Below are 26984 nucleotides of genomic sequence, written 5' to 3'. Positions count from 1 at the left end.
TGGACGGCGTTCCGCTCGGGGCCGATAGCTGATACCTGACCGGTACCTGGTTCGTACCGTCTCGCTGGTTCGTACCGTTCCGGGATCAGCCCCGGCTCTTGAGGACCGCCTTCATGACGTCCTTCGCGATCGGGGCGGCCAGGCCGCCACCGCTGATGTCCTCGCGGTTGGTGCCCTCGGAGTCCTCGACGATCACGGCCACGGCGACCGGGGAGCCCTGGTCGGTCTTGGCATACGAGATGAACCAGGCGTACGGACGCTTGGCGTTCTTCTCGCCGTGCTGGGCCGTACCCGTCTTGCCGCCGACCTTGACGCCGTCCATGTGCAGGTCGGCGTTGCCGCCGGTGCCCTTCGTGACGACGTTCTCCATCATCTGCTGGAGCAGCTGGGCGTTCTGCGGGGAGACCGGCCGGCTCATCTCCTCCGGGTCGTTCTGCTTGATGACGTCGAGGTTCGGGGCGACCAGCTTGTCGATCATGTACGGCTTCATCAGCTTGCCGTCGTTGGCGATCGCCGCCGTGACCATCGCCATCTGGAGCGGGGTGGTCGCGGTGTTGAACTGGCCGATGGAGGAGAGCGCGTTGCCGCCGCGGTCCATCTGCTTGTCGTAGACGGAGGCGGCGGAGCGGACCGGGGTGAACTGCTCGGCGTTGAAACCGAACTTCTCGGCCATCTCCACCATCTTGTCGCGGCCGACGTCGTCACCGAGCTTCGCGAAGACCGAGTTGCAGGAGACTTCCAGCGCCTTGGTGAGGCTGGCGTTGGCGCAGCCGCCCGAGTGGTTCTTCATCTTCACCGTGGAGAGCGGGATCTTCCAGCCCTCGGGCGTCTCGGTCGCCGCGTTGATGTCGGTGACCTTGCCGGCCTCCAGCGCCGCGGCGGCGGTGACGACCTTGAAGACGGAGCCGGGCGGGTAGATCTCGCGGATGGCGCGGTTCTGCTTCGGCTTGTTCTTGTCGTTCTCCAGCGCGACCCAGGCCTTCTCGTCCTTCTTCGAGTAGCCGGCGAAGGAGGTGGGGTCGTACGAGGGAGTGGAGGCCAGAGCGAGGATCTTGCCGGTGGACGGCTCGATCGCGACGACGGCGCCGGTGTTGTCACCGAGGCCCTCGAAGGCGGCCTTCTGGGCGGCGCCGTTGAGGGTGGTGACGACGTCGCCGCCCTTCCTCTGCTCGCCCGTGAACATGGAGAGCGTGCGGTCGAAGAAGAGCCGGTCGTCGTTGCCGGTGAGGATGCCGTCCTCGATCTTCTCGATCTGGTTGGCGTCGTAGGCCTGCGAGGCGTAGCCGGTGACCGGGGCCCACATCGGGCCGTCGGTGTAGGTGCGCTTGTACTTGTAGTACTCGTCCTTGGAGTCGACGGAGCCGGTGATCGGCTTGCCGTCGACGATGATGTTCCCGCGCTCGTTCGCGTACCGCTCGATCCGGACACGGGTGTTGTCCGGGTGGGAGTTCAGCTCGTCGGCGCGGACGAACTGCACCCAGTTGTCCCGCAGGAGCAGGGCGAGGATGAGCAGGCCGCAGAAGATCGCGACCCGGCGCAGCGGCTTGTTCACGGACGGACCACCTGGGTCATCTCGGCGTCGGGGGACGGGGCGGGCGCGGGCGCCGGACGGCGCGCCGTGTCGCTGATCCGGATCAGGATGCCGATCAGTGCCCAGTTGGCGATCACGGAGGAACCGCCGTACGCGAGGAACGGCATGGTCATACCGGTGAGCGGAATGAGCCCCATCACGCCGCCGGCGACGACGAAGATCTGGAGCGCGAAGGCGCCGGAGAGGCCCATCGCGAGCAGCTTGCCGAAGGGGTCACGGGCGGCGAGAGCGGTGCGGACACCGCGCTCGACGATCAGCCCGTAGAGGAGCAGGAAGACCATCACACCGGCGAGTCCGAGCTCCTCGCCGACGGTGGCGAAGATGAAGTCGGAGTTGGCGGCGAAGCCGATGAGGTCCGAGTTGCCCTGGCCGAGGCCGGTGCCGAGGATGCCGCCGGAGCCGAAGGACATCAGGACTTCGGTCATCTGGTCGCAGGCATAGGCCATGTTGCTGCCCGCGGGCGCCGTCTTCAGGCACTCGAACGGGTCGAGCCAGGCCGCCACACGGGACTGGACGTGGCTGGCGAAGGAGCTGACGGCGACCGCGCCGCCCGCTGCCATCAGCAGACCCATGACGATCCAGCTGGTCCGCTCGGTCGCCACGTACAGCATGATCACGAACATGCCGAAGAACAGCAGCGAGGTTCCGAGGTCGTTCTCGAAGACCAGGATGAGGAGGCTGACCGCCCAGATCGTGAGGATCGGGCCGAGGTCGCGGCCACGGGGCAGGTAGAGGCCCATGAAGCGGCGGCTGGCCAGCGCCAGCGCGTCCCGCTTCACCATCAGGTAGCCGGAGAAGAACACGGCCAGGACCAGCTTGGCGAACTCGCCGGGCTGGATCGAGAAACCGCCGACCCGGATCCAGATCTTGGCGCCGAAGCTGTCCGTGCCGAGGCCCGGGACCAGCGGAAGCAGCAGCAGGACGAGGGACACCACCATGGAGATGTACGTGTAGCGCTGGAGGACACGGTGGTCCTTCAACAGCAGCAGCACGCCCACGAACATGGCGATGCCGATCGCCGAGTACATCATCTGGCTCGGCGCGTCCGGGCTGAAGCTGTCGTACAGGCGCATCGACGTGGCGATCAGCCGCGGCGACTGGTCAAGCCGCCAGATCAGCACCAGGCCCATGCCGTTGAGCAGGGTCGCGAGGGGCAGCAGCAGCGGGTCCGCGTACGGGGCCCACTTCCGCACCACGAGGTGCGCGACGCCCGCGAGCAGGGCGAGACCGAGCCCGTACCCGGCCATGCCGGCCGGGACCTTGCCGTCGATGGCCAGGCCCACGTTGAGGTACGCGAACACCGGGATGACGACGGCGAACGCGAGCAGCGCCAGCTCGGTGTTGCGGCGGCTCGGCGCCTCGATCGCGCCGATGGTGGTCGTGTTGGTGACAACGCTCATGGTGGTGAAAGGCCCCCTACGGGTGCTTACTGCTTGCCGCAGTTCGAGGCCAGCTTCTGCTCCTCCGCGGTGAGGGTGGGACCCGGGGACGGAGCGGCTGTGGTGGGCTTGGAGTCAGGGGTGGCAGTGCCTTCCGGCGTCTCGGCCGGCGGCTTGCTCGCCTGGTCCGCGGCCTTCTCGGCGGCGGCGCGGCGCTGCTCGGTCTTCTTGCAGGCCGAGGCCTGCGCTGCCAGCTCGGAGATCTTCGTCTCGGCCTTGCCGAGGTTGCCGCCGGCGATCGTGTCCTCGACCTGCTTCCGCTGGTAGGCGGGGAGGTACTTGAGTTCGATCTCGGGGTGGTCCTTCTCGACCTTCGACAGCGAGACCCAGGCCAGGTCCTGGCTGATGCCCTGGTAGAGCGCCACGTGCTGGTCCTTGGAGCCGACGAAGTACTGCGTCTGCGTCCACCGCCAGCCGCCGTAGAGCCCGCCGCCGACGACGGCGAGGGCCAGGACGAGGAGGAAGGAGCGCTTGAGCCACTTGCGGCCCGTGCGCGGCTTGACGAAGTCGTCGTCCGTGTACGACTCGAAGGAACCCTGCGGCGGCATGCCGCCGTAGCCGTGGTCGTCGCCGCTGCCGGGCGGACCGAAGCCGCCGGCGGGCGGCTGCTGGTGCGGGGCAGGGCGGCCGAGGCCGGAGGCGCGGCCGGCGGGGGTCTGCATCGCCCCGCCGTCGTTCAGCTGGGCGGCCTGGTTCTCGGCGACCGCGCCCACGATGACCGGGGTGTCGCTGAGGTGACCGGCGAGGGTGTCGCCGCCGTCGACGTCGAGGACGTCGGCGACGATCACCGTGATGTTGTCGGGGCCACCGCCGCGCAGCGCGAGCTGGATCAGCTCCTGCACGGTCTCCTGCGGGCCCTGGTAGCTGGCGAGCGTGTCCTCGAGGGTCTGGTGGGAGACCACGCCGGACAGGCCGTCGGAGCAGATCAGATAGCGGTCGCCGGCCCGGACCTCGCGGATGGAGAGATCGGGTTCGACGTGGTCACCGCTGCCGAGCGCGCGCATGAGGAGCGAACGCTGCGGGTGGGTAGTGGCCTCTTCCTCGGTGATCCGGCCCTCGTCGACGAGGCGCTGCACCCAGGTGTGGTCCTGCGTGATCTGGGTGAGGACACCGTCACGGAGCAGGTACGCGCGCGAGTCGCCGACGTGCACCAGGCCGAGGCGCTGGCCGGTCCACAGCAGGGCCGTGAGCGTCGTGCCCATGCCCTCGAGCTGCGGGTCCTCCTCGACCATCATCCGCAGCTGGTCGTTGGCGCGCTGCACCGCCGTACCGAGCGAGGTGAGGATGTCGGAACCGGGGACGTCGTCGTCGAGCGTGACGAGGGTGGAGATCACCTCGGAGGAGGCGACCTCACCGGCGGCCTGGCCGCCCATGCCGTCGGCGATGGCGAGCAGCCGGGGGCCGGCATAGCCGGAGTCCTCGTTGCCCTCGCGGATCATGCCCTTGTGGGAGCCCGCGGCGAAACGCAGGGACAGAGTCATGCGCACCTGCCCTGTCGACGCTGCATCGGGGTACAGCCGGTCTCGACCCACACTGCCCACCCTCCGGTCGCTCCGCTCATTGTCGTACTACTTCCGCAGCTCGATGACGGTCTTGCCGATGCGAATCGGCGCGCCCAGCGGAATCGGCGTGGCGGTGGTGAGGCGGGTCCGGTCGAGATAGGTGCCGTTCGTGGACCCGAGATCCTCGACGATCCACTGGCCGTCCCGGTCCGGGTAGATCCTGGCGTGCCGGCTGGACGCGTAGTCGTCGTCCAGCACGATCGTCGAATCGTGCGCCCGGCCCAGCGTGATCGTCTGGCCCTGGAGGGCGACGGTGGTGCCGGTGAGGGTGCCCTCGGAGACGACCAGCTTGGTCGGGGCGCCACGGCGCTGCCGCCCGCCCGCGGCGGTGGGCTGCTGCCCGCGCTGCTGCGGAGGCGCGGCGGCCTGCTGGCGCGTGTTCTGCTGCGGCCGGGCGTCTTGGCGCCGTGAACCGCGCTGCGTCACCCGCGTTCCGAACAGGTCGCTACGGATGACCTGGACGGCCACGATGACGAACAGCCACAGAACGGCCAGGAAACCCAACCGCATGACCGTCAGGGTCAGCTCTGACATTGCCCCCGCTTCACCCTTCGGCTTGCCGGTAAACGATGGTGGTACTACCCACGACGATCCGCGAGCCGTCGCGGAGCGTAGCGCGGGTGGTGTGCTGCCCGTCCACCACGATGCCGTTGGTGGATCCCAGATCCTGGATCGTCGAGGGCGTTCCGGTCCGGATCTCGCAGTGCCGGCGGGAGACGCCGGGATCGTCGATCCTCACGTCCGCGTCGGTGCTGCGGCCGAGGACCAGGGTCGGGCGGGAGATCTGATGGCGGGTGCCGTTGATCTCGATCCAGCGGCGGACCTGGGGGCCCGCTCCGGCCCCGGGGCCCGTGCCGGGCATGGCCACGGGGCCGCCCGCCGGGCGTCCCGAGGGTGCCGGCGGCCGCTGGCCGGTGGCGCCGGGGGGAGGCGAGGCGGGCATGGGCGGGGCGCCGGCCGGGGGGTACCCGTAACCGCCGCGGCCCTGCGCCTGGCCCTGCTGCTGGTGGTGCTGCTGTCCGGCCGAGGGCGGCTGCGGCTGTGACGTACTCGACGCGAGGGTGCGGCTGCGCACCCGGTAGAGACCGGTGTCGAGGTCGTCGGCCTTCTCCAGATGGACCTTGATCGGGCCCATGAAGGTGTACCGCTGCTGCTTCGCGTAGTCCCGGACCAGGCTGGCGAGCTCGTCGCCGAGCTGACCCGAGTAGGGGCTGAGGCGCTCGTAGTCCGGCGTGCTCAGCTCCACGATGAAGTCGTTCGGGACGACGGTCCGCTCGCGGTTCCAGATCGTCGCGTTGTTGTCGCACTCGCGCTGGAGCGCGCCGGCGATCTCGACGGGCTGGACCTCGGACTTGAAGACCTTGGCGAAGGTGCCGTTGACCAGACCTTCGAGGCGCTGCTCGAATCGCTTCAGGACTCCCATGGGGCACCTCCTCCGTCGTTGTCGTCCTGGTACTGCTTACTGATCGTATCCACGCGTCGGGAAATCGGCTGGTTCCCCTTCTCTGCCCTGTGGACGAGTGTCACCTCTCACAGACCTTTCCCCCGGATCGTAGAGGTGGCCTGTGGACAGTGTCCCGCACCCGGCGGAGGGAGCGGCGGTGGGACCGGGGGTCCGGCCCGGGAGACCGAGTGCGGTCCGTCACCTTTCTCCCGTCTCCTCCCGCCTCCTCCTGTCTCCTTCCGTTCCACCCGTCTCCTTCCGTTCCACCCGTTCGTTCCGTCTGTTCCGTCTCCTTCGCTTTCCTGCCTCCCCTTCCTCTCCTTCCCCACATCGTTCCCTTCGGGGTCTCCCTCAGGCCTCCCTCTCTCCTTGTTCTGCGGGAGTGGGGGCGAAACAAGGGATGTGAATCCACGGTCTGCGACGTGCTAATCTTCAGATGTCGCCAGGCGCTCGCACCGAAAGGTGAGAGGGCAGGGAGGCCATCAATGCGCGGGTGGCGGAATAGGCAGACGCGCTGGATTCAGGTTCCAGTGCCCGAAAGGGCGTGGGGGTTCAACTCCCCCCTCGCGCACCAGACGAAAGCCCCGTAGGTCATCGACCTACGGGGCTTTCGCGTTTGTGTCGCGGAATGTGAGCCTTCCCACGTCGGGGCTGGAGCGGGCCGAGGTCGCGACTTTTGTCGTCGCGGGGCGAGACGAAAGACGGACGTCCGCCGGTGGCGTCGCTGCCTAGGGTGCGAGCGTGGACGTTAAGTCGAAATCGGGGGACCCGGGCGCGAGCGGGAACGAGACCGGGAAACAGGCAGGGGCTGGGACCGGGACGGGGCTCAGGACCGGGATGGGGATCCGGGCCGGGGTGGGGATCGGGACCGGGATGGGTCTCACGGCCGGGGCCGGGGCCGGGACGGGGGTTCGGGTCAGGGTCGCTGCCTGGTGGGGATGGTTCGCCGTACCGGGGCAGTGGTCGCGGCGCAGGACCGCCGGTGAGATCTCGCTCGCCGTGGTCGTCGCGCTGCTGGCTGCCGGGAGCGAGGAGCTCCTGGGCGGTGAGGGCTGGCGGCTCGCCGGGGTCGCCGCCGGTGCCGCCGTGCTGTCGCTGCTGCGCCGCAGGCTGCCCGCGGGCGTGCTCGTCATCGCCGCGGCGCTCGCTCCCTTCCTGCCCGGCTTCGGGCCGCTGCTGATCGTGGTCAGCTGGTCGGCCGGCCGGTACATCGCGGGCGCCGGGCGGGCGCTGGCCGCGTTCATGGCCGCCTTCGTCCTGGACGTCGGAGGGACGGTCCTGGAGACGTGGGACCGGCAGCGGCTGCTCACGGTGGCCTTCCTCGCAACCCTCTACTACCTCGGCACCACCCTGGCGCCCGGGCTCGCCCACCGTTACTGGACCCAGCGGCGGACCCTGTTGCACGCCCTCCAGGAGCGCAACGCCCAGCTGCTGCGGGAGCGGACGATGGTGGCCTGGCAGGCGCGGCTGCGGGAACGGCAGCGGATCGCCCAGGACATGCACGACAGCCTCGGGCACCAGCTGGCGCTGATCGCCGTGCACACGGGGGCCCTGGAGGTGGACCGGGAGCTGAGCGAGCGGCAGCGCGAGGTCGTCGGAGTCCTGCGGAACGCCTCGGTGACGGCGATGCACGAGCTGCGGGAGGTCGTCGGCATATTGCGCGACGGGATCGAGGCGACGGAAGGAACGGCCTCGGCGCCCGCGCGGGCCGGGGACGAGACGGGGCGGGCGGCGCGGGGGACCGCCGGCATCGAGGGGCTCGTGGTGGCCGCCAGGGCGGCCGGAACCACCGTCGGGCTGAGCCGGCTCGGGGAGGAGCGGCCGCTGGCACCGGCCGCGGACCACGCCGCGTACAGGATCGTGCAGGAGGCGCTGACCAACGCCTACAAGTACGCGCCGGGGGCGCCGATCGCCGTCGAGCTGCGGTACGAGCCGGACACCTTCGTCGTAGAGGTCCTCAACGAGGCGTCGGCGGGCGGCCCGGCCAAGGACGTGGTGAGCGGCGGACAGGGGCTGACGGGACTCGCCGAGCGGGCCCGGCTGGTGGGCGGCATGTGTCACGCGGGTCCGGCCGACGGAGGCGGGTTCCGGGTGGCGGGGATGCTGCCGTACGGAGCGGCACCCGTCGCCGAGGCAGCGCCTTTGGTCGATGCCGCCGACGACTTCCGGCAGCAGTCGACGAGACCGCTGGTGGGCGATGGTCGTCCGGTCGTGGTCGGACCGGCCGACTGGACGTTCACGGAGCGGGAGCTGGCGATGGCGGTGCGCGGGGGCAGGGGCAGGGGCATGGGCGCGGGCGGCGGGGTCGCGCTGGGCTGCGGGATCGCGTTCGGCGCGGTCATCCTGCTCGTGGTGGCGGCGGGCTTCGGTCTCTTCTTCATGATCGGTTCGATGGAGAAGGGGATGATCGAACCCGAGCAGTACGACGCGGTGAAGGTCGGTATGACCGAGCGCGAGGTCCGCGACCGACTCCCTTCGGGCGACTCCATCGCCACCGCGGGCCTGGGTGGCAAGGGGCCCGCGCGGCCGGAGGGCGCCGACTGTCTGCTGCTGCTCTCGTCGGAGACCGGTGAGTCCTTCGAGGAGGAGCCCGTTTTCCGGTTCTGCTTCAAGGACGGCAAGCTGATCGAGAAGAAGTCGTACGTGGTCGAGCAGCGGTGACGCTGTCCTCGGCCCCATCGGAGTCGTGGGGGAGTAGCTGTGGCAGGGCAGCCCATCAGGGTCGTGATCGCCGATGACGAGCCCCTGATCCGGGCCGGGATCCGGATGATCCTCATCTCGGACCCGGACATCGAGGTGGTCGCCGAGGCGGCCGACGGCCGGGCGGCGGTCGAGGCGGCGCGGGCGCACGCCGCCGACGTGGTGCTGCTCGACATCCAGATGCCGGTGCTCGACGGCCTCTCCGCGCTGCCGGAGCTGCGTCGGGCCGCACCGGCGGCCCGGGTGATCGTCCTGACGACCTTCGGGGAGCGGGAGAACGTGCTGCGGGCCCTGGAGCACGGGGGCGCCGGGTTCCTGCTCAAGGACACGGCGCCGGCCGAGCTGATCCGTGCGGTGCGGGCGGCCGCGGCGGGGGACGCCTATCTGTCGCCGGCGGCCACCCGACATGTGGTGGAGCGGCTCGCCACGGGCCGGGAGGCCGCGCGGTCCGAGCAGGCGCGGGTGCGGGTGGCGGCGCTGAGCGCGAAGGAGCGTGAGGTGCTGGCCGTGCTCGGGGAGGGGCTGTCCAACGCCGACGCGGGCCGGCGGCTGCACATGAGCGAGGCCACGGTGAAGACGTACGTGAGCCGGATCCTGGCCAAGCTGGACTGTGAGAACCGGGTGCAGGCGGCACTGCTGGCCCGGGACGCGGGGCTGTAAGCCCCTCCCGGCGCGTGGGGCCGGGGAGGGCCGGGGCGGGGGCAGGTGGGACGGAAGAGATGGGTGCGCCCGGAGGGGCGGGTCAGCGCAGGGCGCTGTCCGGGAGGCCGCTCGTGCCCGCGGCGTTGTAGCGGAGCAGGTACGCGGCGAACCGGGCGAGGTCGTCGGCCGACCAGTCTCTGAGGCGCTCCTGGTAGGCGGCGAGGCGGCTCGTCTGCGCCGCGGCGAGGACTTCGGCGCCCGCCTCGGTGGGGTGCAGGACCTGGACGCGGTGGTCGTCGGGGGCGGGCCGGCGCTCGACGAAGCCGAGCTTCTCCAGGGTGGCGACCTGGCGGCTGACCGTCGACTTGTCCAGCAGGTAGTGGGCCGCGAGGTCCGTTGCGCGGCAGCCGCGCTGGTCGTCGATGTGGGCGAGCAGTGTGTAGGAGACGAGCGGGAGCTCGGGGTGGACCCGGGCCGCCGCGGCGCGGGCGCGGCGCGCGAAGGCCGTCAGCTCGCGCTGGATGACGTCCACGGACGCCTCGCGCGGTACCTCTGCGCCACCGGTCATGGTGCGCTCCCCTGTCGTCGGGTGTCGTTGCCTGCGGGTTCGGTTGTATAGTACAACGGTTCCTTAGTTGTAAAAGCCAACCATGGAGGTTCCCGGTGTCCGCAGGACCGAGTACCAACGGCGCGTTGCGGCATGTCCTCGGGCATCTGCTCACTCCCCTGCTGATGTGTGTCGGCATGGGCCTGGCCTACCTCGGCGCCTTCCACGCCCCCGCCCCCCACGACCTGCGCGTCGACGTCGTCGGCTCCGGACCGAGCGCCCAGGTCCTCGCACAGACGCTCCAGGACGCGGGCGCCGGCGCCCTCGACGTCCGTACCGTCGCCGACCGGGCCACGGCCGTCGCCTCGCTGCGCGAGCAGGGCAGCTTCGGGGCCTACGTCCCCGGCGAGAAGCCCGAGCTCCTCGTCGCCTCGGGCTCCTCCGACACCAGTGCCATGGCCGTCGAGAAGGTGTTCACCAAGGTCGCCGCCGCACAGGACGCCCCGCTCAAGGTCACCGACGTCGCCCCCGTCGCCTCCGGCGACCCCACCGGCCAGGGAGTCTTCTTCCTGCTCGTCGCCCTCAGCATCGGCGCCTACGCGTCGGTCGCCGTCATCGGCGGAGCCGGCGCCGTCCTGCCCATGCGGATCAGGGCCCTCCTCGCCGCCGGGATGTCGCTGGTCGTCAGCCTGATCGGCACCCTGTTCGCCGGACCGGTCTTCCACCTCGTCGACCAGGGCCTCGGCGGAGTCTGGGCGATGTCCTGGCTGTACGCGGCGGGCATCCTGTTCGTCGGCGTCGGCCTCCACACGTTCCTGCGCCGCTGGACCACGCTCGGCGTGATGGTGCTCTTCGTCATGCTCAACTTCACGAGCTCCGGCGGCATCTACCGGCCCGAGCTCCAGCCCGGCTTCTTCGGCGCGCTGCACGCCTTCTGGAACGGCGCGGGCTTCGTCGAAGGCGTCCGCAGCCATGTGTACTTCGGCGGTCACGCACTCGGCGGACACGTCCTCGTCCTCGCCCTGTGGTTCCTCGCCGGAGCCGCCCTCGTGGTGACCGCGGGGGTCGTGGAGGCCAGGAGGAACGGCCCCGCCGGACCCCGCTCGGCGTCGGCGGGGGCGGGCGGAGCGAAGGCCGGGGAGAAGACCCTGGCAGGGGACGGGATCGAGGAGGAGATGGAGGAGGCGGTCGCCGTCTGAGGTTGTCCACAGGGCGTTGTCCACAGGGGGAGACGGCCGATCAGGTGCGGCGGTACCGTCAGGGCCGGATGATGTTGGACATCGCATCGGGGGAGGGCGTCCCATGGACGAGATCCGGGCCGTGGTGCCGGGACAGCGCGGTACGGACGGGGCGGCGGACAGTGAGCGGATCCCGCACGTACCGGGCTTCGCGCGCCGTGCCGCCGACGGTGGCGCAGGCGTCGCCTCCAGGGAGGCCGGCAAGGAACTGCGCGGCCGGGTGCCCCGCTCCGCGCACGACCGGCCGGCACTCGCGGCCGACCGGCCTGACGCCGTCCGCGCCGTCGAGGAGTCCAGTCGGGGCCGGGTGCCCGAGCTCACGCCGATACGGGTCGGGAGGATGGCGGCGAGCCCCTTCACCTTCCTGCGCGGATCCGCCGCACTGATGGCCCAGGACCTCATCACGACCCCCGTCACCGGGATATCCGCCCAGCTGTGCGGCGACGCGCACGCCGCCAACTTCGGCCTCTACGGCGACGCCCGCGGCAGGCTCGTCATGGATCTCAACGACTTCGACGAGACGATCGTCGGCCCCTGGGAATGGGACCTCAAGCGGCTCGTCACCTCTCTCGTCCTCGCCGGGCGCGAAGTCGGCGCGAGCGAGGAGATGTGCCGGGCGGCCGCGTTCGACACCGCCGGCGCCTACCGGCGCACCATGCGCCTCCTGGCCCGGCTGCCCGCCCTCGACGCCTGGAACGCGATAGCCGACGAGGAACTCGTCTCGCACACCGACGCCCGCGACCTCCTCGGCACCCTGGAGAGGGTCTCGGCGAAGGCCCGGAACAACACCAGCGCCCGGTTCGCCGCCCGCTCGACCGAGGCCGTGACCGATGCCGAGGGCGGCGGCCGCAGGTTCGTGGACGCTCCCCCGGTACTGCGCAGGGTTCCCGACGGCGAGGCGGCGGCCGTCGCCGCCTCCCTCGGCGGCTACCTGCAGACCGTGTCCGAGGACCGGCTGCCGCTCCTCGCGCGGTACGCCGTCCACGACGTGGCCTTCCGGGTCGTCGGCACCGGCAGCGTCGGCACCCGTTCCTACGTCGTGCTGCTGCTCGACCACCGGGGCGAGCCGCTGGTGCTCCAGGTGAAGGAGGCGAGACCTTCGGCCCTCCTGCCGTACCTGCCGGCCGTGGGCTTCACCGTGCCGGACCACGGCCACGAGGGGCGGCGGGTGGTCCGCGGGCAGAAGCGGATGCAGGTGGTGAGCGACAACCTGCTCGGCTGGACCACGGTCGAAGGGCGCCCCTTCCAGGTGCGTCAGTTCCGTAACCGCAAGGGCAGCGTCGACCCCGCCGCGCTCACCGTGGACCAGGTCGACGACTACGGCCGGATGACCGGGGCGCTGCTGGCCCGGGCGCACGCCCACAGCGCCGATCCGCGCCTGATAGCCGGCTACTGCGGCAAGAACGAGGAACTGGACGAGGCGGTCGCGTCCTTCGCCGTCACGTACGCGGACCGCACCACCGCGGACCACGCCGACCTGCTCGCCGCGGTCAGGGCGGGGCGGATCGCTGCGGAACTGGGCGTCTGACCGACGCCCGCACGGGGGGAGGGAGGGGAGGGGGAGGGAGGGGGGAGGCCCCCCGAAGGACCGTAGGCTGGGTGGGACGAGCCGGAACGAGGACGTGGGCGGGCGTGAACGTGAGCGTGGACCAGGGTGCGAACGACGAGCCCGAGGCCGAGCGGTCCGCGGACGAGCGGCCTGCGGGCGAGCCGTCTGTGAGTGGCGAGCGGTCCGAGGGCGGCCCGTCCGCGGGCCCGGAGCGGGCTGAGAGTGGGCCGTCCGTCGGTTCCGAGCGGTCCGAGGGCGGCCCGTCCGCGGGCCCGGAGCGGGCTGAGAGTGGGCCGTCCGTCGGTTCCGAGCGGGCTGAGGGCGGGCCGTCCTCGGGTGGCGAGCGGGCTGAGAGCGAGGCGTCTGTGAGTGGTGGGGCGTCCGTGGGTGGCGAGCGGGGTGCGGAGGCGCCGGCCTCGGCCGAGCGGCCCGAGGCTCGGCTGGAGCGGGCCGTGCGGGTTGCCGAGCAGGCGCTGATCGAGTTCGAGATCGCCGTCGAGACCTTCCGGGTCGAGGTGGAGAACTTCTCGCGGCTGCACCACCAGAAGCTCGGCCCCATGTACGCGCGGCTCGACGAGCTCGACGCGCGGATCGCCGAGGCGCGGGCGGCGCGTACCGGGGATCCGGAGGATCTGCGGCGGGCCCAGGAGGCGCGGGCGGCGGTCATGCCCATGCCCGGCGTGGAGGAGCTGTTCCACGACTGGATCGACTCCGACGGCCTCTCCCCCGAGGCGGCGGCGATGCTCAACGAGCGGCCGGTGCAGGCCCCGAAGCGGGTCCGGCCCAGCGAGGAAGCCCGCAGGCTCTACCGCGAGCTGGCCCGCAAGGCCCACCCCGACCTGGCCCGTGAGGACGCCGAGCGGCAGCGGCGCGAGGAGTTCATCACGCGGGTGAACGCCGCCTACGCCCGGGGCGACGAGGCGCAGCTGCGCGAGCTCTCCGACGAATGGGAGGCCGGTCCTGTGCCTGCCGAGGAGCGGCTCAGCGAGAGCGAGGAGCTGTACGCCCGCCTGGAGTGGCTGGCGCAGCGCAAGGACCTGCTGTCCGTGATGGCGCGTGAGCTGGAGGAGTCCGCGATCGGCGCGATGCTGCGGATGGCTCCGGACGACCCGGACCGGCTCCTGGAAGAGGTCGCGGAGCAGCTGCTCGCGCAGGTCTCCGAGCGTGAGACCGAGCTTGCCGGGCTGGTGGAGTAGGTTTTTTCCGTGCGCTCGAACTTCGTCGGGCGGTTCTGACGAGAGAAGGCCAGTCCCATGAATTTCTCCCCGCTGCCCTCGGTGGACGCGGCTGCCGTGCCGGCCGGTGCGCTGGTGCTGGACGTCCGGGAGGACAACGAATGGGAAGCCGGCCACGTCGAAGGTGCGCTGCACGTGCCGATGAGCGACTTCGTGGCGCGCTTCGGTGAGGTGACGGAGGCGGTGGCCGAGCACGGTCGCGCCTATGTGATGTGCCGGGTGGGCGGCCGGTCGGCGCAGGTCACGCAGTATCTGGTGCAGCAGGGCTTCGACGCGGTGAACATCGACGGCGGGATGCTCGCCTGGGACGGTGCCGGGCGTCCGATGGTGACGGGAAGCGGGAGCCCGGCTTTCGTCCTCTGAGCTGAGCTAGCTGAGTCGTCAGGCGAGGGGGTGGGTGGCCAGGAGGTCGCCCAGGGCCTCCTCGTGGGCGGCCGCGGGGCCGAGGGACAGTTCTAGCTGCTTGGCCCAGGCGTGGTAGCGGTGCAGGGGGTAGTCGGTGTCGGCGCCGAAGCCCCCGTGCAGGTGCTGGGCGGTCTGCACCACGCGCCGTACGCCCTCGGAGGCCCAGATCTTCGCCACGGCGATGTCCCCGGCGGCGGGGAGCGCCCCCTCGGCCCCGGTGGAGACGCGCCAGGCGGCCTGCCAGAGGGTGGCCTCCATGGCGCGCAGGTCGATGTAGCGGTCGGCGGTCTGGACGGCGACGGCCTGGAAGGTGGCCACGGGGTGGCCGAACTGTTCGCGTTTGCCGGTGTACTGGCTCGTCATGGTGAGGACGGCTTCGCCGAGTCCGAGGGCGAGTGCGCAGGTGCCGGTGGTGAGGAGCTCGCTCAGCCGCCGGCAGGCGCCTTCGGCGTCGATGACGTCGGTGCTGTCGAGGCGTACGGCGTCGAGGCGGAGTTCGGCGAGGAGTTCACCGCTGGTGGAGTACTGCTCGGCGAGGGTGACGCCTTCGTGCGTGCGGGGGATCAGGGCGAGGACGGTGCGGTCCTCGGGGGTGTGCGCGGGGACGGCGATGAGGTCGGCGCCGTGGGCCCAGGGGACGGTGCTCTGGAGTCCTTCGAGGACCCAGGTGGTGCCGTCGCGGCGGGCGGTCACGGCGCGGTCGGCCGGGTCGTGGCCGGTGCGTCCGTGGGAGGCGGCGGTGAGGACGAGTTCGCCGCGGCAGACTCGGGGGAGGAGCGCGGCGGCCGTCGACCGGTCCGCGTACCGGTCGATGGTCATCGCTACGGCGCCCGTTTCCAGCAGGGGTACGCGGGCGAGGACGCGGGCGGATTCGCGCAGCACGAGGCAGAAAGCGACGGGGTCGAGTCCTGCCCCGCCGTGCTCGGGGGGCAGGACGAGACCGAGCAGGTCGGCGGCGGCGAGGCGGGACCAGAGCGATCGGTCGAGGTCCTCGGATACGGCGCCCGGGGTGAGGGCCGGGCTCGGTACCGCGTCGGGTGTGACGCTCGCGAAGACCGCCTTGGCCGCCTCGACGGCTGCCTGTTGCTCTTCGGTGAAGGTGAAGTCCACGGTCCTGCCCTCCCGTTGCCGCTCCTGCTCTCTCTGCCCTGACGAGCCGTCAAGATAGAACAGGTTCTAGCGGAAGGGAATGGCGGCGCCGGGACTCGTCAGCGGTCGAAGTCCAACTCCACGTCCGGGGTGACGGGATGGGACTGGCAGGCCAGTACGTATCCGGCCTCGGTCTCCTCGGGTTCCAGCGCGAAGTTGCGGTCCATCCGCACCTCTCCGCCGACGAGGAAGGCGCGGCAGGTGCCGCACACGCCGCCCTTGCAGGCGTACGGGGCGTCCGCGCGGGCGCGCAGCACCGTGTCGAGGAGGGTCTCGCCCCGGTCGACGGGCCAGGTGCCGGAGCGGCCGTGCAGGGTCGCGGTCAGGGTCGCGTGCGCGGGGGTGTCGGCCGCGGTGACCGGCGCGGGCGCCGAGCCGTCGTCGACGTGGAAGATCTCCTGGTGGATCCTGCCCCGGTCCACTCCGAGGCCGCGCAGCGCCTGCTCGGCGCCCTGGACGAGTCCGAAGGGGCCGCAGAGGAACCAGCCGTCGATCTCGCCGACCGGCAGCAGCGCGGGCAGCAGGGTGTCCAGCCGCTCGCGGTCGAGGCGGCCGGAGGGCAGTCCCGCCTGCTGTTCCTCGCGGGAGAGCACGGTGACCAGCTGGAAGCGGTCCGGGTATCGGTCCTTGAGGTCGGCCACCTCGTCGAGGAACATCGTGGAGGCGGCGGTGCGGTCGCTCCGGATCAGGCAGAACCTGGCCTCGGGCTCCCGGGCGAGCAGGGTGGCCGCCATGGACAGGACCGGGGTGATGCCGCTGCCGCCGACGACGGCGGCGAAGTGGCCGGGGCGCGGGGTGAGCGCGAAGCGGCCCATGGGCTCCATGACCTCGACGAGGGCGTCGACGGCCAGCTCCTTGAGCGCGTACGTCGAGAACGCGCCGCCGTCGACGAGCCGGATGCCCACGCGCAGGACGGGGGCCTCGCCCGCGGGGGCGGCGGGGGCGCAGATCGAGTACGTACGACGGATCTCCTCGCCCTGTTCGCCCGTGCGGCGCAGGGCGAGGTGCTGGCCGGGGACGTGCCGGTACGTCTCGTGGAGCTCGGGCGGTACTGCGAAGGTGACGGCCACGGAGTCGTCCGTGAGCCGCTCGACGTCGCTCACCCGGAGCGGATGGAACCCGGCCCGTCCGGCGGCTGAGGGCAGCATCTACAGCTCCTTGAAGTGGTCGAACGGTTCGCGGCACGCGGTGCAGCGGCGGAGGGCCTTGCACGCGGTGGAGGAGAAGCGGCTGAGGAGTTCGGTGTCGGTGGAGCCGCAGTTCGGGCAGCGGATCGCCAGGGTGAGGGGCACGGGGCCGCCGGCCGGGCCCTGGGGGCGGGGCGGGGCGATGCCGAACTCGGCGAGCTTGCGCCGCCCTTCCTCGCTGATGTCGTCGGTGGACCAGGCGGGGGCGAGGACCGTGACGACCGAGACGTCGGGCACGCCGTGCTCGTGGAGGGCGCGCTCGATGTCCGAGGACATCGCCTCTATCGCGGGACAGCCCGTGTAGGTCGGGGTGAGGGAGACCTCGACGCTGCCCGGGCCGGTGACGTGGACGCCCCGCATGACGCCGAGTTCCTCCAGGGTGAGGACGGGCATCTCGGGGTCGAGAACGGCGCCTGCGATCCGGCTGAGCTCCTCTTCCAGGGGCGTCATGGTCACCATGTCGCCCCCGGGTGGCTGCGGTGCAGATGCTGCATCTCGGCGAGCATCGGTCCGAAGGCCTCGGTGTGGAGGCCCTGGCGGCCGGCGCCCGCGGCCCAGGCTCCGGTGCGGGGGCCGGCGGGCACGGTGAGCGTGGCCTTGGTGAGGACGGCCGTGACGGAGTCCAGCCAGGCGCTCTCCATGGCCGCGCGGTCCAGGTCGAGGCCGTCGACGGGCTGGAACAGCTCGCCGGTGTACCGCCAGAGGGCGTCGCAGGCCCGCTGCATCCGGTCGTGGCTCTCGGGGGTGCCGTCGCCGAGGCGCAGGGTCCAGTGCTCGGCGTGGTCCTGGTGGTAGGCGACCTCCTTGACGGCCTTGGCCGCCAGGCCGGCGAAGGGGCCGTCGCCGGCCGCCAGCCGGCCGTACAGGAGACGCTGGTAGGTGGAGAAGTACAGCTGCCGGGCGATGGTGTGGGCGAAGTCGCCGTTCGGCTGTTCGACCAGCTGCGCGTTCCGGAAGGAGCGCTCCTCGCGGAGGTAGGCCAGTTCGTCCTCGTCGCCGACGAGGGAGAGGAGGACGCGGGCCTGCCCGAGGAGGTCGAGCGCGATGTTCGCGAGGGCGACCTCCTCCTCCAGGACGGGGGCGGAGCCGGCCCACTCCCCCAGGCGGTGCGAGAGGACGAGGGCGTCGTCCCCGAGGGCGAGGGCGGCGGCGGTGATCGCGGCGGCCTCGCGGGTGTCCGGGGCTTCGCGGGTGTCCGGGGTGCTCACAGGTGCTTCACCCCCTCCGGGATCTCGTAGAACGTCGGGTGGCGGTAGGGCTTGTCCGCGGCCGGATCGAAGAAGGGGTCCTTCTCGTCGGGCGAGGAGGCGGTGATCGCCGCGGAGGGCATGACCCAGATGGAGACGCCTTCGCTCCTGCGGGTGTACAGGTCGCGGGCGTTGCGCAGGGCCATCTCCGCGTCGGGCGCGTGGAGACTGCCCGCGTGGGTGTGGGACAGTCCGCGGCGGGAGCGCACGAACACCTCCCACAGCGGCCAACCGTCGCTCGTCATCCCTGTGCCTCCCCGTGCTTTCCGGTGTGCTTCTCCGCGTAGGCTGCGGCTGCTTCTCTGACCCAGGCGCCGTCCTCGTGGGCCTGGCGCCGCTTGCTCAGCCGCTGGTCGTTGCAGGGGCCGTTCCCCTTGAGGACGTCCCAGAACTCGGTCCAGTCGATGGGGCCGAAGTCGTAGTGCCCGCGCTCCTCGTTCCACCGGAGGTCGGGGTCGGGGAGGGTGAGGCCGAGTGCCTCGGCCTGCGGGACGGCGATGTCGACGAAGCGCTGGCGCAGTTCGTCGTTGGTGTGGCGCTTGATCTTCCAGGCCATCGCCTGGGCGGTGTGGGTCGACTCGTCGTCCGGCGGGCCGAACATCATCAGCGAGGGCCACCACCAGCGGTCCACCGCGTCCTGCGCCATGGCGTGCTGGGCCTCGGTGCCGTTCGACAGAGCGAGCAGGGCCTCGTACCCCTGGCGCTGGTGGAACGACTCCTCCTTGCAGACCCGGACCATCGCGCGGGCGTACGGGCCGTAGGAGCAGCGGCACAGGGGAACCTGGTTGGTGATCGCGGCCCCGTCCACGAGCCAGCCGATCGCGCCGACGTCGGCCCAGGTCAGCGTCGGGTAGTTGAAGATCGAGGAGTACTTCTGGCGGCCGGAGTGGAGCTTGTCGAGCAGCTCGTCGCGGCTGGTGCCGAGGGTCTCCGCGGCGCTGTACAGGTACAGGCCGTGGCCGGCCTCGTCCTGGACCTTGGCCATGAGGATCGCCTTGCGGCGCAGCGAGGGCGCGCGGGTGATCCAGTTCGCCTCGGGCTGCATGCCGATGATCTCGGAGTGGGCGTGCTGCGCGATCTGTCGGACGAGCGAGGCGCGGTAGGCCTCGGGCATCCAGTCGCGCGGCTCGATCCGCTCGTCGGCGGCCACTGCGGCGTCGAAAACGGCTTCGTAGGCGGCCTGTGTCGCCGCTACGGCCGCGTCCGACACGCCGGGCGCGCCCGTGGTTCCTGTCGTCCCTGCCGTCACTGCGGTCATCGGACCCCCTACCGACCGATCGTTCGGTTCAATGACTTCAATGGTGAGTCGGTGGCCCGTATGGTGTCAACCCTGTGGATAACCGAGGTGGGCCGATCGGGATCGGGGCGGGATGGACGCGGACGTCGAAAGGGACCTCGACGCGGACGTCGAAACGGACGCTGACGCGGTGACGAACGGCCCGCCCGCGGCGGGTCCGGCCGGCAGCGGGATCATGGCCCTGTCACTGCCCTACCAGGTCGTCGCCGCCGTGGCGCTCGCCGTGGCCGGGGTCTTCGTCTGCGTCCACCTGGCGATGGTGTTCCTGCACGTCGCACCGTCCAACACGCTCACCAAGCGGCACGGCCAGGCCGTCGCCGACTGGGTCTACCCCGAGTTCGAACAGAACTGGAAGCTCTTCGCTCCCAACCCCCTCCAGCAGAACGTCTCCGTCGAGGTCCGCGCCGAAATCGTCACCCCCGGCGACGGCCGCCGCACCACCGGCTGGATCGACCTCACCGCCCAGGACGCGGCGGCGATCCGCCACAACCCGCTGCCCAGCCACACGCAGCAGAACGAGCTCCGCAGGGCCGTGGACCTCTACCTGAACACGCACTCCGACGACGACAGCCCCCTCGGGCTGCGCGGTCACCTCTCGGAGGAGTACATGCGCCGGATCGCGGTGCTCCGGCTCGACGGCCTCGCCTCCCTCGAAGGGGCCGACGTGCGGCGCGTCCAGCTGCGCGCGGTCACCCGGCCCGTACCCGCGCCCCGGTGGAGCACCGAGAAGCACGACGTCACCCCTTCCTACCGGGACTTCCCCTGGTGGCAGGTGACCGACGCCGACCTGCCGGACGGCGCTTCCCGGAGCCGTACGGACGCCGCCGGCCCGAGCCGTGGGGAGGCAAGCCGATGAGTGGTCCCACCGCCACGCGCGCGCGGACGAGTGAGCCCTTCGACCGGCGGATCGCCCGCGCCGTCCAGGCCGTCACGGGCCGCGCGCTCGGCCCGCACCAGACCGCGATCGTGCGGATCGGCTTCTCGCTGACCTGGCTCGTCTTCCTGCTGCGCGAGCTGCCGCACCGACACGAGATGTACGGGCCCGACGGCCCGTGGTCCTGGGAGCTGGCGAGCCGGCTGATCGCCGACAACCGGTCCTTCTCCGTGCTGATGTGGTCGGACGGGCGGGTCTGGTTCGAGCTCGTCTACGGGCTCGCGGTGCTCTCCGCCGCCCTGCTCCTCGTCGGCTGGCACACCCGGGCCGTGTCGGTGGTCTTCATGGTCGGGGTCCTCTCGCTGCAGAACCGCTCCGTCTTCCTCGGCGACGGCGGCGACAACGTCCTCCACCTCGCCGCGATCTACCTCGTCCTGACCCGCTGCGGCCAGGTGTGGTCCCTCGACGCCCGCAGGGCCGCCCGCAGGGCCGCCCTCGGGGCCCGTGAGGACGTCGCCGGCCCGCTGCTGTGGATCGTGCTCGGCGGCTTCCTGCTCGCCACCACCTGGTTCGGCGACGTCACCGGGGAGTGGTGGCTGCCGGTGCTGCTGTGGGTGCTGTGGCTCGGGCACGGGCTGTGGTGGCTGGTCCGCAGGATGGCTCCCGGGGAGCCGCGCACTCTGCTCGACGTCCTCGCCAACCTCACGCACAACGCCGCCCTCGTCGTGATCATGGCCGAGGTCTGTCTGATCTACGCCACGGCCGGCTGGTACAAGATCCAGGGATCGCGCTGGCAGGACGGCACGGCCCTGTACTACCCGCTCCACCTGGACTACTTCTCGCCCTGGCCCGCGCTCTCCGAGCTGCTCGGCTCCAGCGGGATCATGGTGATGCTGCTGACCTACGGCACGGTCATCGTGCAGGTCGCCTTCCCGTTCACGCTCTTCCACCGCAAGGTGAAGAACGTCCTGCTGGTCGCGATGATGCTGGAGCACGCCGGGATCGCCCTGCTCCTCGGGCTGCCGGTCTTCTCCCTCGCGATGATCTCCGCCGACGCGGTGTTCCTGCCGACGGCCTTCCTGGTGGCCCTCGGCGCACGGGCGGCGCGGGGCAGGGACCGGCTCCTTGGCCGACGGTCCGCCGGAGGGCTGCCCGAGCAGCGCCGTACGGGTGAGGAGCACGGCCCCCGTACCCTCGTCGGGTGAGCACCACCGAAGAGAATCCCGGAGCCGAGGCGGCGGAAGCGGCGGCAGAGGCGGCCGAGCCGGTTCAGTACGACGAGGGGTTCGGCCCCGAGATCGGCGTCGGGCCGCACCCGGAGCCGTGGCCTGAGGGCGAGCGGTACGACCCCGAACTGCTCGGCGGTGGCGACCGGCGCAATGTCGTGGACCACTACCGGTACTGGACGCGGGAGGCGATCGTCGCCGACCTCGACACCCGGCGTCACGACTTCCACGTGGCCGTGGAGAACTGGGGTCACGACTTCAACATCGGCTCGGTCGTACGGACCGCCAACGCCTTCCTCGCGAAGGAGGTCCACATCGTGGGCCGACGGCGCTGGAACCGGCGGGGCGCCATGGTCACCGACCGGTACCAGCACGTCCGCCACCACCCGGACACCGAGTCGCTGACCGCGTGGGCGGCGGCCGAGGGCCTGCCGATCATCGGGATCGACAACCTCCCGGGCGCGGTGCCGCTGGAGCGGACCGTGCTGCCGCGCCGCTGTGTGCTGCTCTTCGGACAGGAGGGCCCGGGGCTCACGGACGAGGCACGCGCCCGCGTGGAGATGGTCTGCTCGATCGCCCAGTTCGGCTCGACCCGGTCGATCAACGCGGGGGCGGCCGCCGCGATCGCCATGCACGCGTGGGTGCAGCGGTACGCGGAGATCGACACCCCTGTCTGATCCGCTCGCCTGATCCGCTCGCCCGACCGGCCGCGGAGGCCCTGAAGGGCCCCCGCGGTACCGGCTCGGGGGGTCAGGCCTGGCGGCGGACCTCCACCACCCGGAAGCGGTTCGAGACGAAGGCGCCGTCGCACAGCGCCGCGTTCGCCGCGGGGTTGCCGCCGGAGCCGTGGAAGTCGGAGAACGCCGCCGTCTGGTTGACGTACACCCCGCCCGTGAGGTTCAGCGAGAGCTGCGCCGACTCCTCCAGGCAGACCTCCTCGACCGCGCGCTCGGTCTCGGCCGAGGTCGTGTAGGCGCCGACCGTCATCGCGCCCTTCTCGCGGACCGTGCGCCGCAGCAGCTCCAGGGCGTCGGCGGTGGAGTCCACCGAGACGGCGAAGGAGACCGGGCCGAAGCACTCGGAGAAGTACGCGGCCTGGGCGTCCGGCTTGGAGCCGTCCAGCTTCACGATGACCGGGGTACGGACCACGGCGTCCGGGAAGTCGGGGTTGACGACCTCACGGGAGGCGAGCGCCACCTCACCGAGGCCGGCGGCCGCTTCCAGACGCGCCTTCACGTCCGGGTTGACCAGCGCGCCGAGCAGGCCGTTCGCCCGGGCGTCGTCGCCGAGCAGGCCGCCGACCGCCGCAGCGAGGTCGGCGACGACCTCGTCGTACGACTTCGAGCCCTGGTCGGTGGTGATGCCGTCGCGAGGGATCAGCAGGTTCTGCGGGGTCGTGCACATCTGGCCGCTGTACAGCGACAGCGAGAACGCCAGGTTGGCCAGCATGCCCTTGTAGTCGTCGGTCGAGTCGACCACGACCGTGTTGACCCCGGCCTTCTCCGTGTAGACCTGCGCCTGGCGGGCGTTGGCCTCCAGCCACTCGCCGAAGGCGGTCGAGCCGGTGTAGTCGATGATCCGGACCTCGGGCCGCACGGCCAGGGTCTTGGCGATGCCCTCGCCCGGGCGCTCGACGGCGAGCGCGACCAGGTTCGGGTCGAAGCCGGACTCGGCGAGCACCTCGCGGGCGACGCTGACGGTGAGCGCGAGCGGCAGGACGGCGCGCGGGTGCGGCTTGACCAGGACAGGGTTGCCGGTGGCCAGCGAGGCGAACAGGCCCGGGTAGCCGTTCCACGTGGGGAAGGTGTTGCAGCCGATCACCAGGGCGATGCCGCGGCCGACCGGGGTGAACTCCTTGGACAGCTCCAGCGGGTCGCGCTTGCCCTGGGGCTTGGACCAGTCGGCCCGCCCGGCGGGGGTGCGGGTCTGCTCCTCGTACGCGTACGCCACGGCCTCCAGGCCGCGGTCCTGGGCGTGCGGGCCGCCGGCCTGGAACGCCATCATGAACGCCTGTCCGCTGGTGTGCATGACGGCGTGGGCGAACTCGTGGGTGCGGGCCGAGATCCGGGACAGGATCTCCAGGCAGACGAGGGCGCGGGTCTCCGCCCCGGCGTCGCGCCAGGCGGCCGTGCCCGCGCGCATCGCGGGCAGCAGGACGTCGATGTCGGCGTGCGGGTACTCGATGCCGAGCTCCGGGCCGTACGGCGAGACCTCGCCGCCGGTCCAGCCGTCCGTGCCGGGCTGGTCGAGCTCGAAGCGGGTGTTCAGCAGGGCCTTGTGGGCGGTGAGGCCGGCCGCGGCGTCGAGCGAGCCGTCCTCCCCGTAGGCCTTCGGGTGCTCGGGGTACGGCGACCAGTAGGCGCGGGTGCGGATCGTGGCGAGTGCCTGATCGAGCGTGGACCGGTGCTTCTCGGCCAGACGGTCGGTGGTCGGCAGAGCGGTGGCCATGGATGGACCAACTCCTCGTCGAGCTGGGCAGGGAGACGCGTACGGAGTTAGAGTAACCGAACGATCGGTCGGGACAAGGGGGTCCGCCGATCCTGTGGAAAACCCATCGGGGAGGATCACTCCTATGAGCGCCAACGTGACCGTCAGGGGGAGCGACGACGTGACCGCCAGTGAGCCGACCGCCCTCGCACAGGACCGCACCGTCGCCGTCGTCGGCACCGGCACCATGGGCCAGGGGATCGCCCAGGTCGCGCTGGTCGCCGGCCATCCCGTACGGCTCTACGACAGCGCCCCCGGCCGGGCCGGGGAGGCCGTGGCCGCCCTCGCCGCCCGCCTGGACCGGCTCGTGGAGAAGGGCCGCCTGGACGCCGCCGCGCGCGAGGCCGCCGTCGGCCGGCTGCACGCGGCGGAGGACCTCGACGAGCTCGCGGACGCGGCGCTCGTCGTCGAGGCGATCGTCGAGAACCTCGCCGTCAAGCAGCGGCTTTTCGCCGACCTGGAGAAGGTCGTCGGCGACGACACCGTCCTCGCCACCAACACCTCCTCCCTCTCCGTGACCGCGATCGGGGGAGGGCTGCGCCTGCCCGGCCGGTTCGTCGGCCTCCACTTCTTCAACCCGGCGCCGCTGCTCCCGCTCGTCGAGGTCGTCAGCGGCTTCGCCACCGACGCGGACGTCGCCACGCGCGCGTACGCGACGGTGAAGGGCTGGGGCAAGACGCCGGTGCGCTGCGCGGACACCCCCGGCTTCATCGTGAACCGGGTCGCGCGCCCCTTCTACGCGGAGGCCCTGCGGGTCTACGAGGAGGGCGCGGCCGACCCCGCCACCATCGACGCCGCCCTGCGCGAGTGCGGCGGCTTCCGCATGGGGCCCTTCGAGCTCACGGACCTCATCGGCCAGGACGTGAACGAGGCCGTCACCCGCTCGGTCTGGGAGTCCTTCCACCAGGACCCGAAGTTCACGCCCTCGCTCGCGCAGCGGCGGCTCGTGGAGTCGGGTCGGCTCGGCCGTAAGTCGGGGCAGGGCTGGTTCTCGTACGAGGAGGGCGCCGAGCGGCCCGAGCCGCACAACGCGCCGCCCGCCGAAGCACCCGCGAAGATCGTCGTCCGGGGCGACCTGGGCCCCGCCGAGGCTCTGGTGGGCCTCTGCGAGGACGCGGGGATCAAGGTGCGGCGCAAGGGCGGTGACGGGTTCATCGTGCTGCCGGGCGGCGCCCAGCTCGTCCTCGCGGACGGCGAGACCGCCTTCGAGTACTTCGGCGACGAGATCGTCTACTTCGATCTGGCGCTCGACTACGCGCGCGCGACCCGGATCGTGCTCTCCACCGCGGAGCGGACCTCGCCCGAGGTCCTCGCGGAGGCCGTGGGCCTCTTCCAGGCGCTCGGCAAGCAGGTGTCGGTGATCGGTGACGTGCCCGGCATGATCGTCGCCCGTACGGTCGCGATGCTGGCCGATCTGGCGGCCGACGCGGTCGACCGGGGCGTCGCCACCGCCGAGGACGTGGACACGGCGATGCGGCTCGGGGTCAATTACCCCGCCGGCCCGTTGGAGTGGGCCGAGCAGGTGGGGCACATGCGGGTGTGCGACCTGCTGTCGGAGATGAACAAGCGCTACCCGACGGGGCGGTACGCGCCGAGCCTGGCCTCCGCCCGCAAGGGAAGCGCCGATGCGGCCCGGATCGGGAAGGAAGGCCGATGACGACGGCGAAGCGCGACACGTACACCCCGGAGACGCTGCTCTCGGTCGCCGTGCGGGTCTTCAACGAGCGCGGCTACGACGGCACGTCCATGGAGCACCTGTCCAAGGCGGCGGGGATCTCCAAGTCGTCGATCTACCACCACGTGTCCGGCAAGGAGGAGCTGCTGCGGCGTGCGGTCAGCCGGGCGCTCGACGGGCTCTTCACGGTGCTCGACGAGCCGGGAGCGGTACGCGGCCGGGCCGTCGAGCGGGTCGAGTACGTCACGCGCAGGACCGTGGAGGTGCTGATAGCGGAGCTGCCGTACGTGACGCTGCTGCTGCGGGTGCGGGGCAACACCGCGACCGAGCGGTGGGCGATGGAGCGGCGGCGCGAGTTCGACCACCGGGTGGCCGAGCTGCTGAAGGCCGCGGCGGCGGAGGGCGATCTGCGGGCGGACGTGGACATCCGGCTCGCGACCCGGCTGCTCTTCGGCATGATCAACTCGCTGGTGGAGTGGTACCGGCCGCATCCGGACGCGGTGGCGGAGCGGGAGCAGCTCGCCGAGACCGTCGCGCACCTGGCGTTCGACGGGCTGCGGACCGCTCGCTGAGGACGGCCTTCGGGGGCGATGTCAGGACGGCCCCTTCGGGGGCGGTGTGGTGTCAGGACGGCCCCTTCGGGGGCCGTCCTGTTTTTCGTGCTGCTCGTCGTGCTGTCTTTCGTTCTGCCGGCGGTCAGAGGCGGTGGTCGGTGTTGAGGTCCGTCTCCTCGAAGACCAGCAGGGTGCGGGTCGACAGCACCTCGGGGATCGACTGGAGCCGGGTGAGCACCAGCTCGCGCAGCGTCCGGTTGTCCGGGGTGTGCACGAGCAGCAGTACATCGAAATCGCCGCTGACCAGCGCGATGTGCGTGGCGCCCGGCAGCGCCCTGAGCTGTTCGCGGACCGTCCGCCAGGAGTTCTGGACGATCTTGAGCGTGATGTAGGCGGAGGCGCCGTGCCCCGCCCGTTCGTGGTTGACCCGGGCGCTGAAGCCACGGATCACCCCGTCGTCGATGAGCCGATTGATCCGCGCGTAGGCGTTGGCCCGGGAGACGTGCACCCGCTCGGCCACGGAGCGTACCGAGGCGCGGCCGTCCGTTTGCAGCAACCTCAGGATGTCGCGGTCGATCGCGTCCAGTGGGCGTGGCGGCGGGGCGCCCGTCGGCATGCCGATCGGCGCGCTCAGGGCCTCTTCGGGCACCTCGCCCTCGGTCCCGCCGAGCGGCCTGCCGAGTGCCTCGCCCACTGCCCCGCCTCGTGCCTCGCCCGGTGTCCCGCCCGGGGCGTCGGTCGGAGCCCCGCTCCGATCGACGGCCATTTGTTCATCCGCCATGTCCCCCCGCCTCTCTCCGGTGGACGACCTGCTCCTATCCCAGGCTGTGGAGAACCGTTTGTCCACAGGCTGGAGGTGCCTGTAGCCAAAATGCCTCCACGACCGAACAATCGGTAGGTGAGGCGCGCCACACTCGCGCCACCCGCCTTCGGGTC

The 26984-nt window shown here is 71.5% G+C and carries 25 protein-coding genes and 1 tRNA gene; 12 read left to right on the top strand and 14 right to left on the bottom strand.

Annotated features, from left to right (window positions below; all coding sequences use genetic code 11):
- Positions 1-85 precede the first annotated feature (85 nt).
- The 5 genes from ACFWWU_RS02300 to ACFWWU_RS02280 all read right to left on the bottom strand — a co-directional run bounded on the left by ACFWWU_RS02300 (position 86) and on the right by ACFWWU_RS02280 (position 6015).
- Complete coding sequence (locus ACFWWU_RS02300; RefSeq protein WP_384137927.1) at positions 86-1552, bottom strand: peptidoglycan D,D-transpeptidase FtsI family protein; 1467 nt, start codon at positions 1550-1552, stop codon at positions 86-88.
- The gene (locus tag ACFWWU_RS02295; protein WP_384137925.1) at positions 1549-2991 is read right to left on the bottom strand and encodes an FtsW/RodA/SpoVE family cell cycle protein; all 1443 of its coding nucleotides are present in this window, start codon (positions 2989-2991) and stop codon (positions 1549-1551) included. Before ACFWWU_RS02295 ends, ACFWWU_RS02300 begins: the two co-directional genes overlap by 4 nt.
- 26 nt (positions 2992-3017) lie before the next feature.
- Positions 3018-4511 (bottom strand): Stp1/IreP family PP2C-type Ser/Thr phosphatase, encoded by a 1494-nt coding sequence (locus ACFWWU_RS02290; RefSeq protein ID WP_384137923.1) that lies wholly within the window; start codon positions 4509-4511, stop codon positions 3018-3020.
- Between the two features lie 87 nt (positions 4512-4598).
- A complete protein-coding gene (locus ACFWWU_RS02285) occupies positions 4599-5126 on the bottom strand; it encodes an FHA domain-containing protein (protein WP_384137921.1) in 528 nt (175 codons plus the stop codon).
- Between the two features lie 10 nt (positions 5127-5136).
- Positions 5137-6015 carry an FhaA domain-containing protein gene (locus ACFWWU_RS02280; protein WP_384137919.1) on the bottom strand — a complete coding sequence of 293 codons (879 nt, stop codon included), beginning with the start codon at positions 6013-6015 and terminating at the stop codon, positions 5137-5139.
- Positions 6016-6523: 508 nt separating this feature from the next.
- Between ACFWWU_RS02280 and ACFWWU_RS02275 the strand changes: the two genes are divergently transcribed.
- The 3 genes from ACFWWU_RS02275 to ACFWWU_RS02265 all read left to right on the top strand — a co-directional run bounded on the left by ACFWWU_RS02275 (position 6524) and on the right by ACFWWU_RS02265 (position 9396).
- Positions 6524-6610 (top strand) — tRNA-Leu (locus tag ACFWWU_RS02275).
- A 299-nt stretch (positions 6611-6909) separates the two neighbouring features.
- Complete coding sequence (locus tag ACFWWU_RS02270; RefSeq protein WP_384137917.1) at positions 6910-8697, top strand: sensor histidine kinase; 1788 nt, start codon at positions 6910-6912, stop codon at positions 8695-8697.
- A 39-nt stretch (positions 8698-8736) separates the two neighbouring features.
- Positions 8737-9396: a response regulator gene (locus ACFWWU_RS02265; protein WP_384137916.1), complete on the top strand. Its 660-nt coding sequence runs from the start codon at positions 8737-8739 to the stop codon at positions 9394-9396.
- Positions 9397-9478: 82 nt separating this feature from the next.
- Here the strand turns inward: ACFWWU_RS02265 and ACFWWU_RS02260 are convergent, their stop codons facing one another.
- Entirely contained in the window at positions 9479-9946 is a 468-nt protein-coding gene (locus tag ACFWWU_RS02260) for a MarR family winged helix-turn-helix transcriptional regulator (protein ID WP_384137914.1), read from the bottom strand.
- Between the two features lie 95 nt (positions 9947-10041).
- On the opposite strand from ACFWWU_RS02260, the gene ACFWWU_RS02255 reads away from it, so the two are divergent.
- The 4 genes from ACFWWU_RS02255 to ACFWWU_RS02240 all read left to right on the top strand — a co-directional run bounded on the left by ACFWWU_RS02255 (position 10042) and on the right by ACFWWU_RS02240 (position 14310).
- Positions 10042-11124 carry a hypothetical protein gene (locus ACFWWU_RS02255; RefSeq protein ID WP_384137912.1) on the top strand — a complete coding sequence of 361 codons (1083 nt, stop codon included), beginning with the start codon at positions 10042-10044 and terminating at the stop codon, positions 11122-11124.
- A 103-nt stretch (positions 11125-11227) separates the two neighbouring features.
- Complete coding sequence (locus ACFWWU_RS02250; protein WP_384137910.1) at positions 11228-12691, top strand: DUF2252 domain-containing protein; 1464 nt, start codon at positions 11228-11230, stop codon at positions 12689-12691.
- A gap of 386 nt (positions 12692-13077) precedes the next feature.
- Complete coding sequence (locus ACFWWU_RS02245) at positions 13078-13908, top strand: J domain-containing protein (RefSeq protein ID WP_384137909.1); 831 nt, start codon at positions 13078-13080, stop codon at positions 13906-13908.
- Positions 13909-13965: 57 nt separating this feature from the next.
- Positions 13966-14310 carry a rhodanese-like domain-containing protein gene (locus ACFWWU_RS02240; protein ID WP_384137907.1) on the top strand — a complete coding sequence of 115 codons (345 nt, stop codon included), beginning with the start codon at positions 13966-13968 and terminating at the stop codon, positions 14308-14310.
- Positions 14311-14328: 18 nt separating this feature from the next.
- Here ACFWWU_RS02240 and ACFWWU_RS02235 read toward each other — a convergent pair whose 3' ends face one another.
- From ACFWWU_RS02235 to paaA, 6 genes are all read right to left on the bottom strand, one after another.
- Positions 14329-15462 (bottom strand): acyl-CoA dehydrogenase family protein, encoded by a 1134-nt coding sequence (locus tag ACFWWU_RS02235; protein WP_384137905.1) that lies wholly within the window; start codon positions 15460-15462, stop codon positions 14329-14331.
- A 98-nt stretch (positions 15463-15560) separates the two neighbouring features.
- Positions 15561-16649 carry a 2Fe-2S iron-sulfur cluster-binding protein gene (locus ACFWWU_RS02230; RefSeq protein WP_384137903.1) on the bottom strand — a complete coding sequence of 363 codons (1089 nt, stop codon included), beginning with the start codon at positions 16647-16649 and terminating at the stop codon, positions 15561-15563.
- Positions 16650-17147, bottom strand: a complete 498-nt coding sequence (paaD, locus tag ACFWWU_RS02225) for a 1,2-phenylacetyl-CoA epoxidase subunit PaaD (RefSeq protein WP_384137901.1) — start codon at positions 17145-17147, stop codon at positions 16650-16652.
- Entirely contained in the window at positions 17141-17896 is a 756-nt protein-coding gene (paaC, locus tag ACFWWU_RS02220) for a 1,2-phenylacetyl-CoA epoxidase subunit PaaC (RefSeq protein WP_384137899.1), read from the bottom strand. Before paaC ends, paaD begins: the two co-directional genes overlap by 7 nt.
- Complete coding sequence (gene paaB, locus ACFWWU_RS02215) at positions 17893-18180, bottom strand: 1,2-phenylacetyl-CoA epoxidase subunit PaaB (protein ID WP_384137897.1); 288 nt, start codon at positions 18178-18180, stop codon at positions 17893-17895. Before paaB ends, paaC begins: the two co-directional genes overlap by 4 nt.
- Positions 18177-19193 (bottom strand): 1,2-phenylacetyl-CoA epoxidase subunit PaaA, encoded by a 1017-nt coding sequence (paaA, locus tag ACFWWU_RS02210; protein ID WP_384137896.1) that lies wholly within the window; start codon positions 19191-19193, stop codon positions 18177-18179. The genes paaB and paaA overlap by 4 nt, the downstream gene beginning before the upstream one ends.
- 112 nt (positions 19194-19305) lie before the next feature.
- On the opposite strand from paaA, the gene ACFWWU_RS02205 reads away from it, so the two are divergent.
- The 3 genes from ACFWWU_RS02205 to ACFWWU_RS02195 are packed head-to-tail and all read left to right on the top strand — an operon-like array spanning position 19306 to position 22009.
- Positions 19306-20088 carry a DUF5819 family protein gene (locus ACFWWU_RS02205; RefSeq protein WP_384137894.1) on the top strand — a complete coding sequence of 261 codons (783 nt, stop codon included), beginning with the start codon at positions 19306-19308 and terminating at the stop codon, positions 20086-20088.
- The gene (locus tag ACFWWU_RS02200; protein ID WP_384137893.1) at positions 20085-21311 is read left to right on the top strand and encodes an HTTM domain-containing protein; all 1227 of its coding nucleotides are present in this window, start codon (positions 20085-20087) and stop codon (positions 21309-21311) included. Before ACFWWU_RS02205 ends, ACFWWU_RS02200 begins: the two co-directional genes overlap by 4 nt.
- Positions 21308-22009 (top strand): TrmH family RNA methyltransferase, encoded by a 702-nt coding sequence (locus tag ACFWWU_RS02195; RefSeq protein WP_384137892.1) that lies wholly within the window; start codon positions 21308-21310, stop codon positions 22007-22009. The genes ACFWWU_RS02200 and ACFWWU_RS02195 overlap by 4 nt, the downstream gene beginning before the upstream one ends.
- Positions 22010-22082: 73 nt before the next feature.
- Here ACFWWU_RS02195 and paaN read toward each other — a convergent pair whose 3' ends face one another.
- Positions 22083-23780 carry a phenylacetic acid degradation protein PaaN gene (paaN, locus tag ACFWWU_RS02190; protein ID WP_384137890.1) on the bottom strand — a complete coding sequence of 566 codons (1698 nt, stop codon included), beginning with the start codon at positions 23778-23780 and terminating at the stop codon, positions 22083-22085.
- A 124-nt stretch (positions 23781-23904) separates the two neighbouring features.
- Here paaN and ACFWWU_RS02185 point away from each other — a divergent pair, with 124 nt between their 5' ends.
- Positions 23905-25476 carry a 3-hydroxyacyl-CoA dehydrogenase gene (locus ACFWWU_RS02185; protein ID WP_384137888.1) on the top strand — a complete coding sequence of 524 codons (1572 nt, stop codon included), beginning with the start codon at positions 23905-23907 and terminating at the stop codon, positions 25474-25476.
- On the top strand, positions 25473-26066 hold the full coding sequence (locus tag ACFWWU_RS02180; protein WP_384137886.1) for a TetR/AcrR family transcriptional regulator: 594 nt from the start codon (positions 25473-25475) through the stop codon (positions 26064-26066). The genes ACFWWU_RS02185 and ACFWWU_RS02180 overlap by 4 nt, the downstream gene beginning before the upstream one ends.
- A gap of 124 nt (positions 26067-26190) precedes the next feature.
- On the opposite strand, the gene ACFWWU_RS02175 is transcribed toward ACFWWU_RS02180, so the two are convergent.
- The gene (locus ACFWWU_RS02175) at positions 26191-26664 is read right to left on the bottom strand and encodes an Lrp/AsnC family transcriptional regulator (RefSeq protein WP_359677011.1); all 474 of its coding nucleotides are present in this window, start codon (positions 26662-26664) and stop codon (positions 26191-26193) included.
- Positions 26665-26984 lie beyond the last annotated feature (320 nt).

The organism is Streptomyces sp. NPDC058650, assembly GCF_042717315.1.
Classification (GTDB): domain Bacteria; phylum Actinomycetota; class Actinomycetes; order Streptomycetales; family Streptomycetaceae; genus Streptomyces.
The sequence above is the reverse complement of the archived record's forward strand: the minus strand, read 5'-3'. Positions and strand labels throughout refer to the sequence as shown.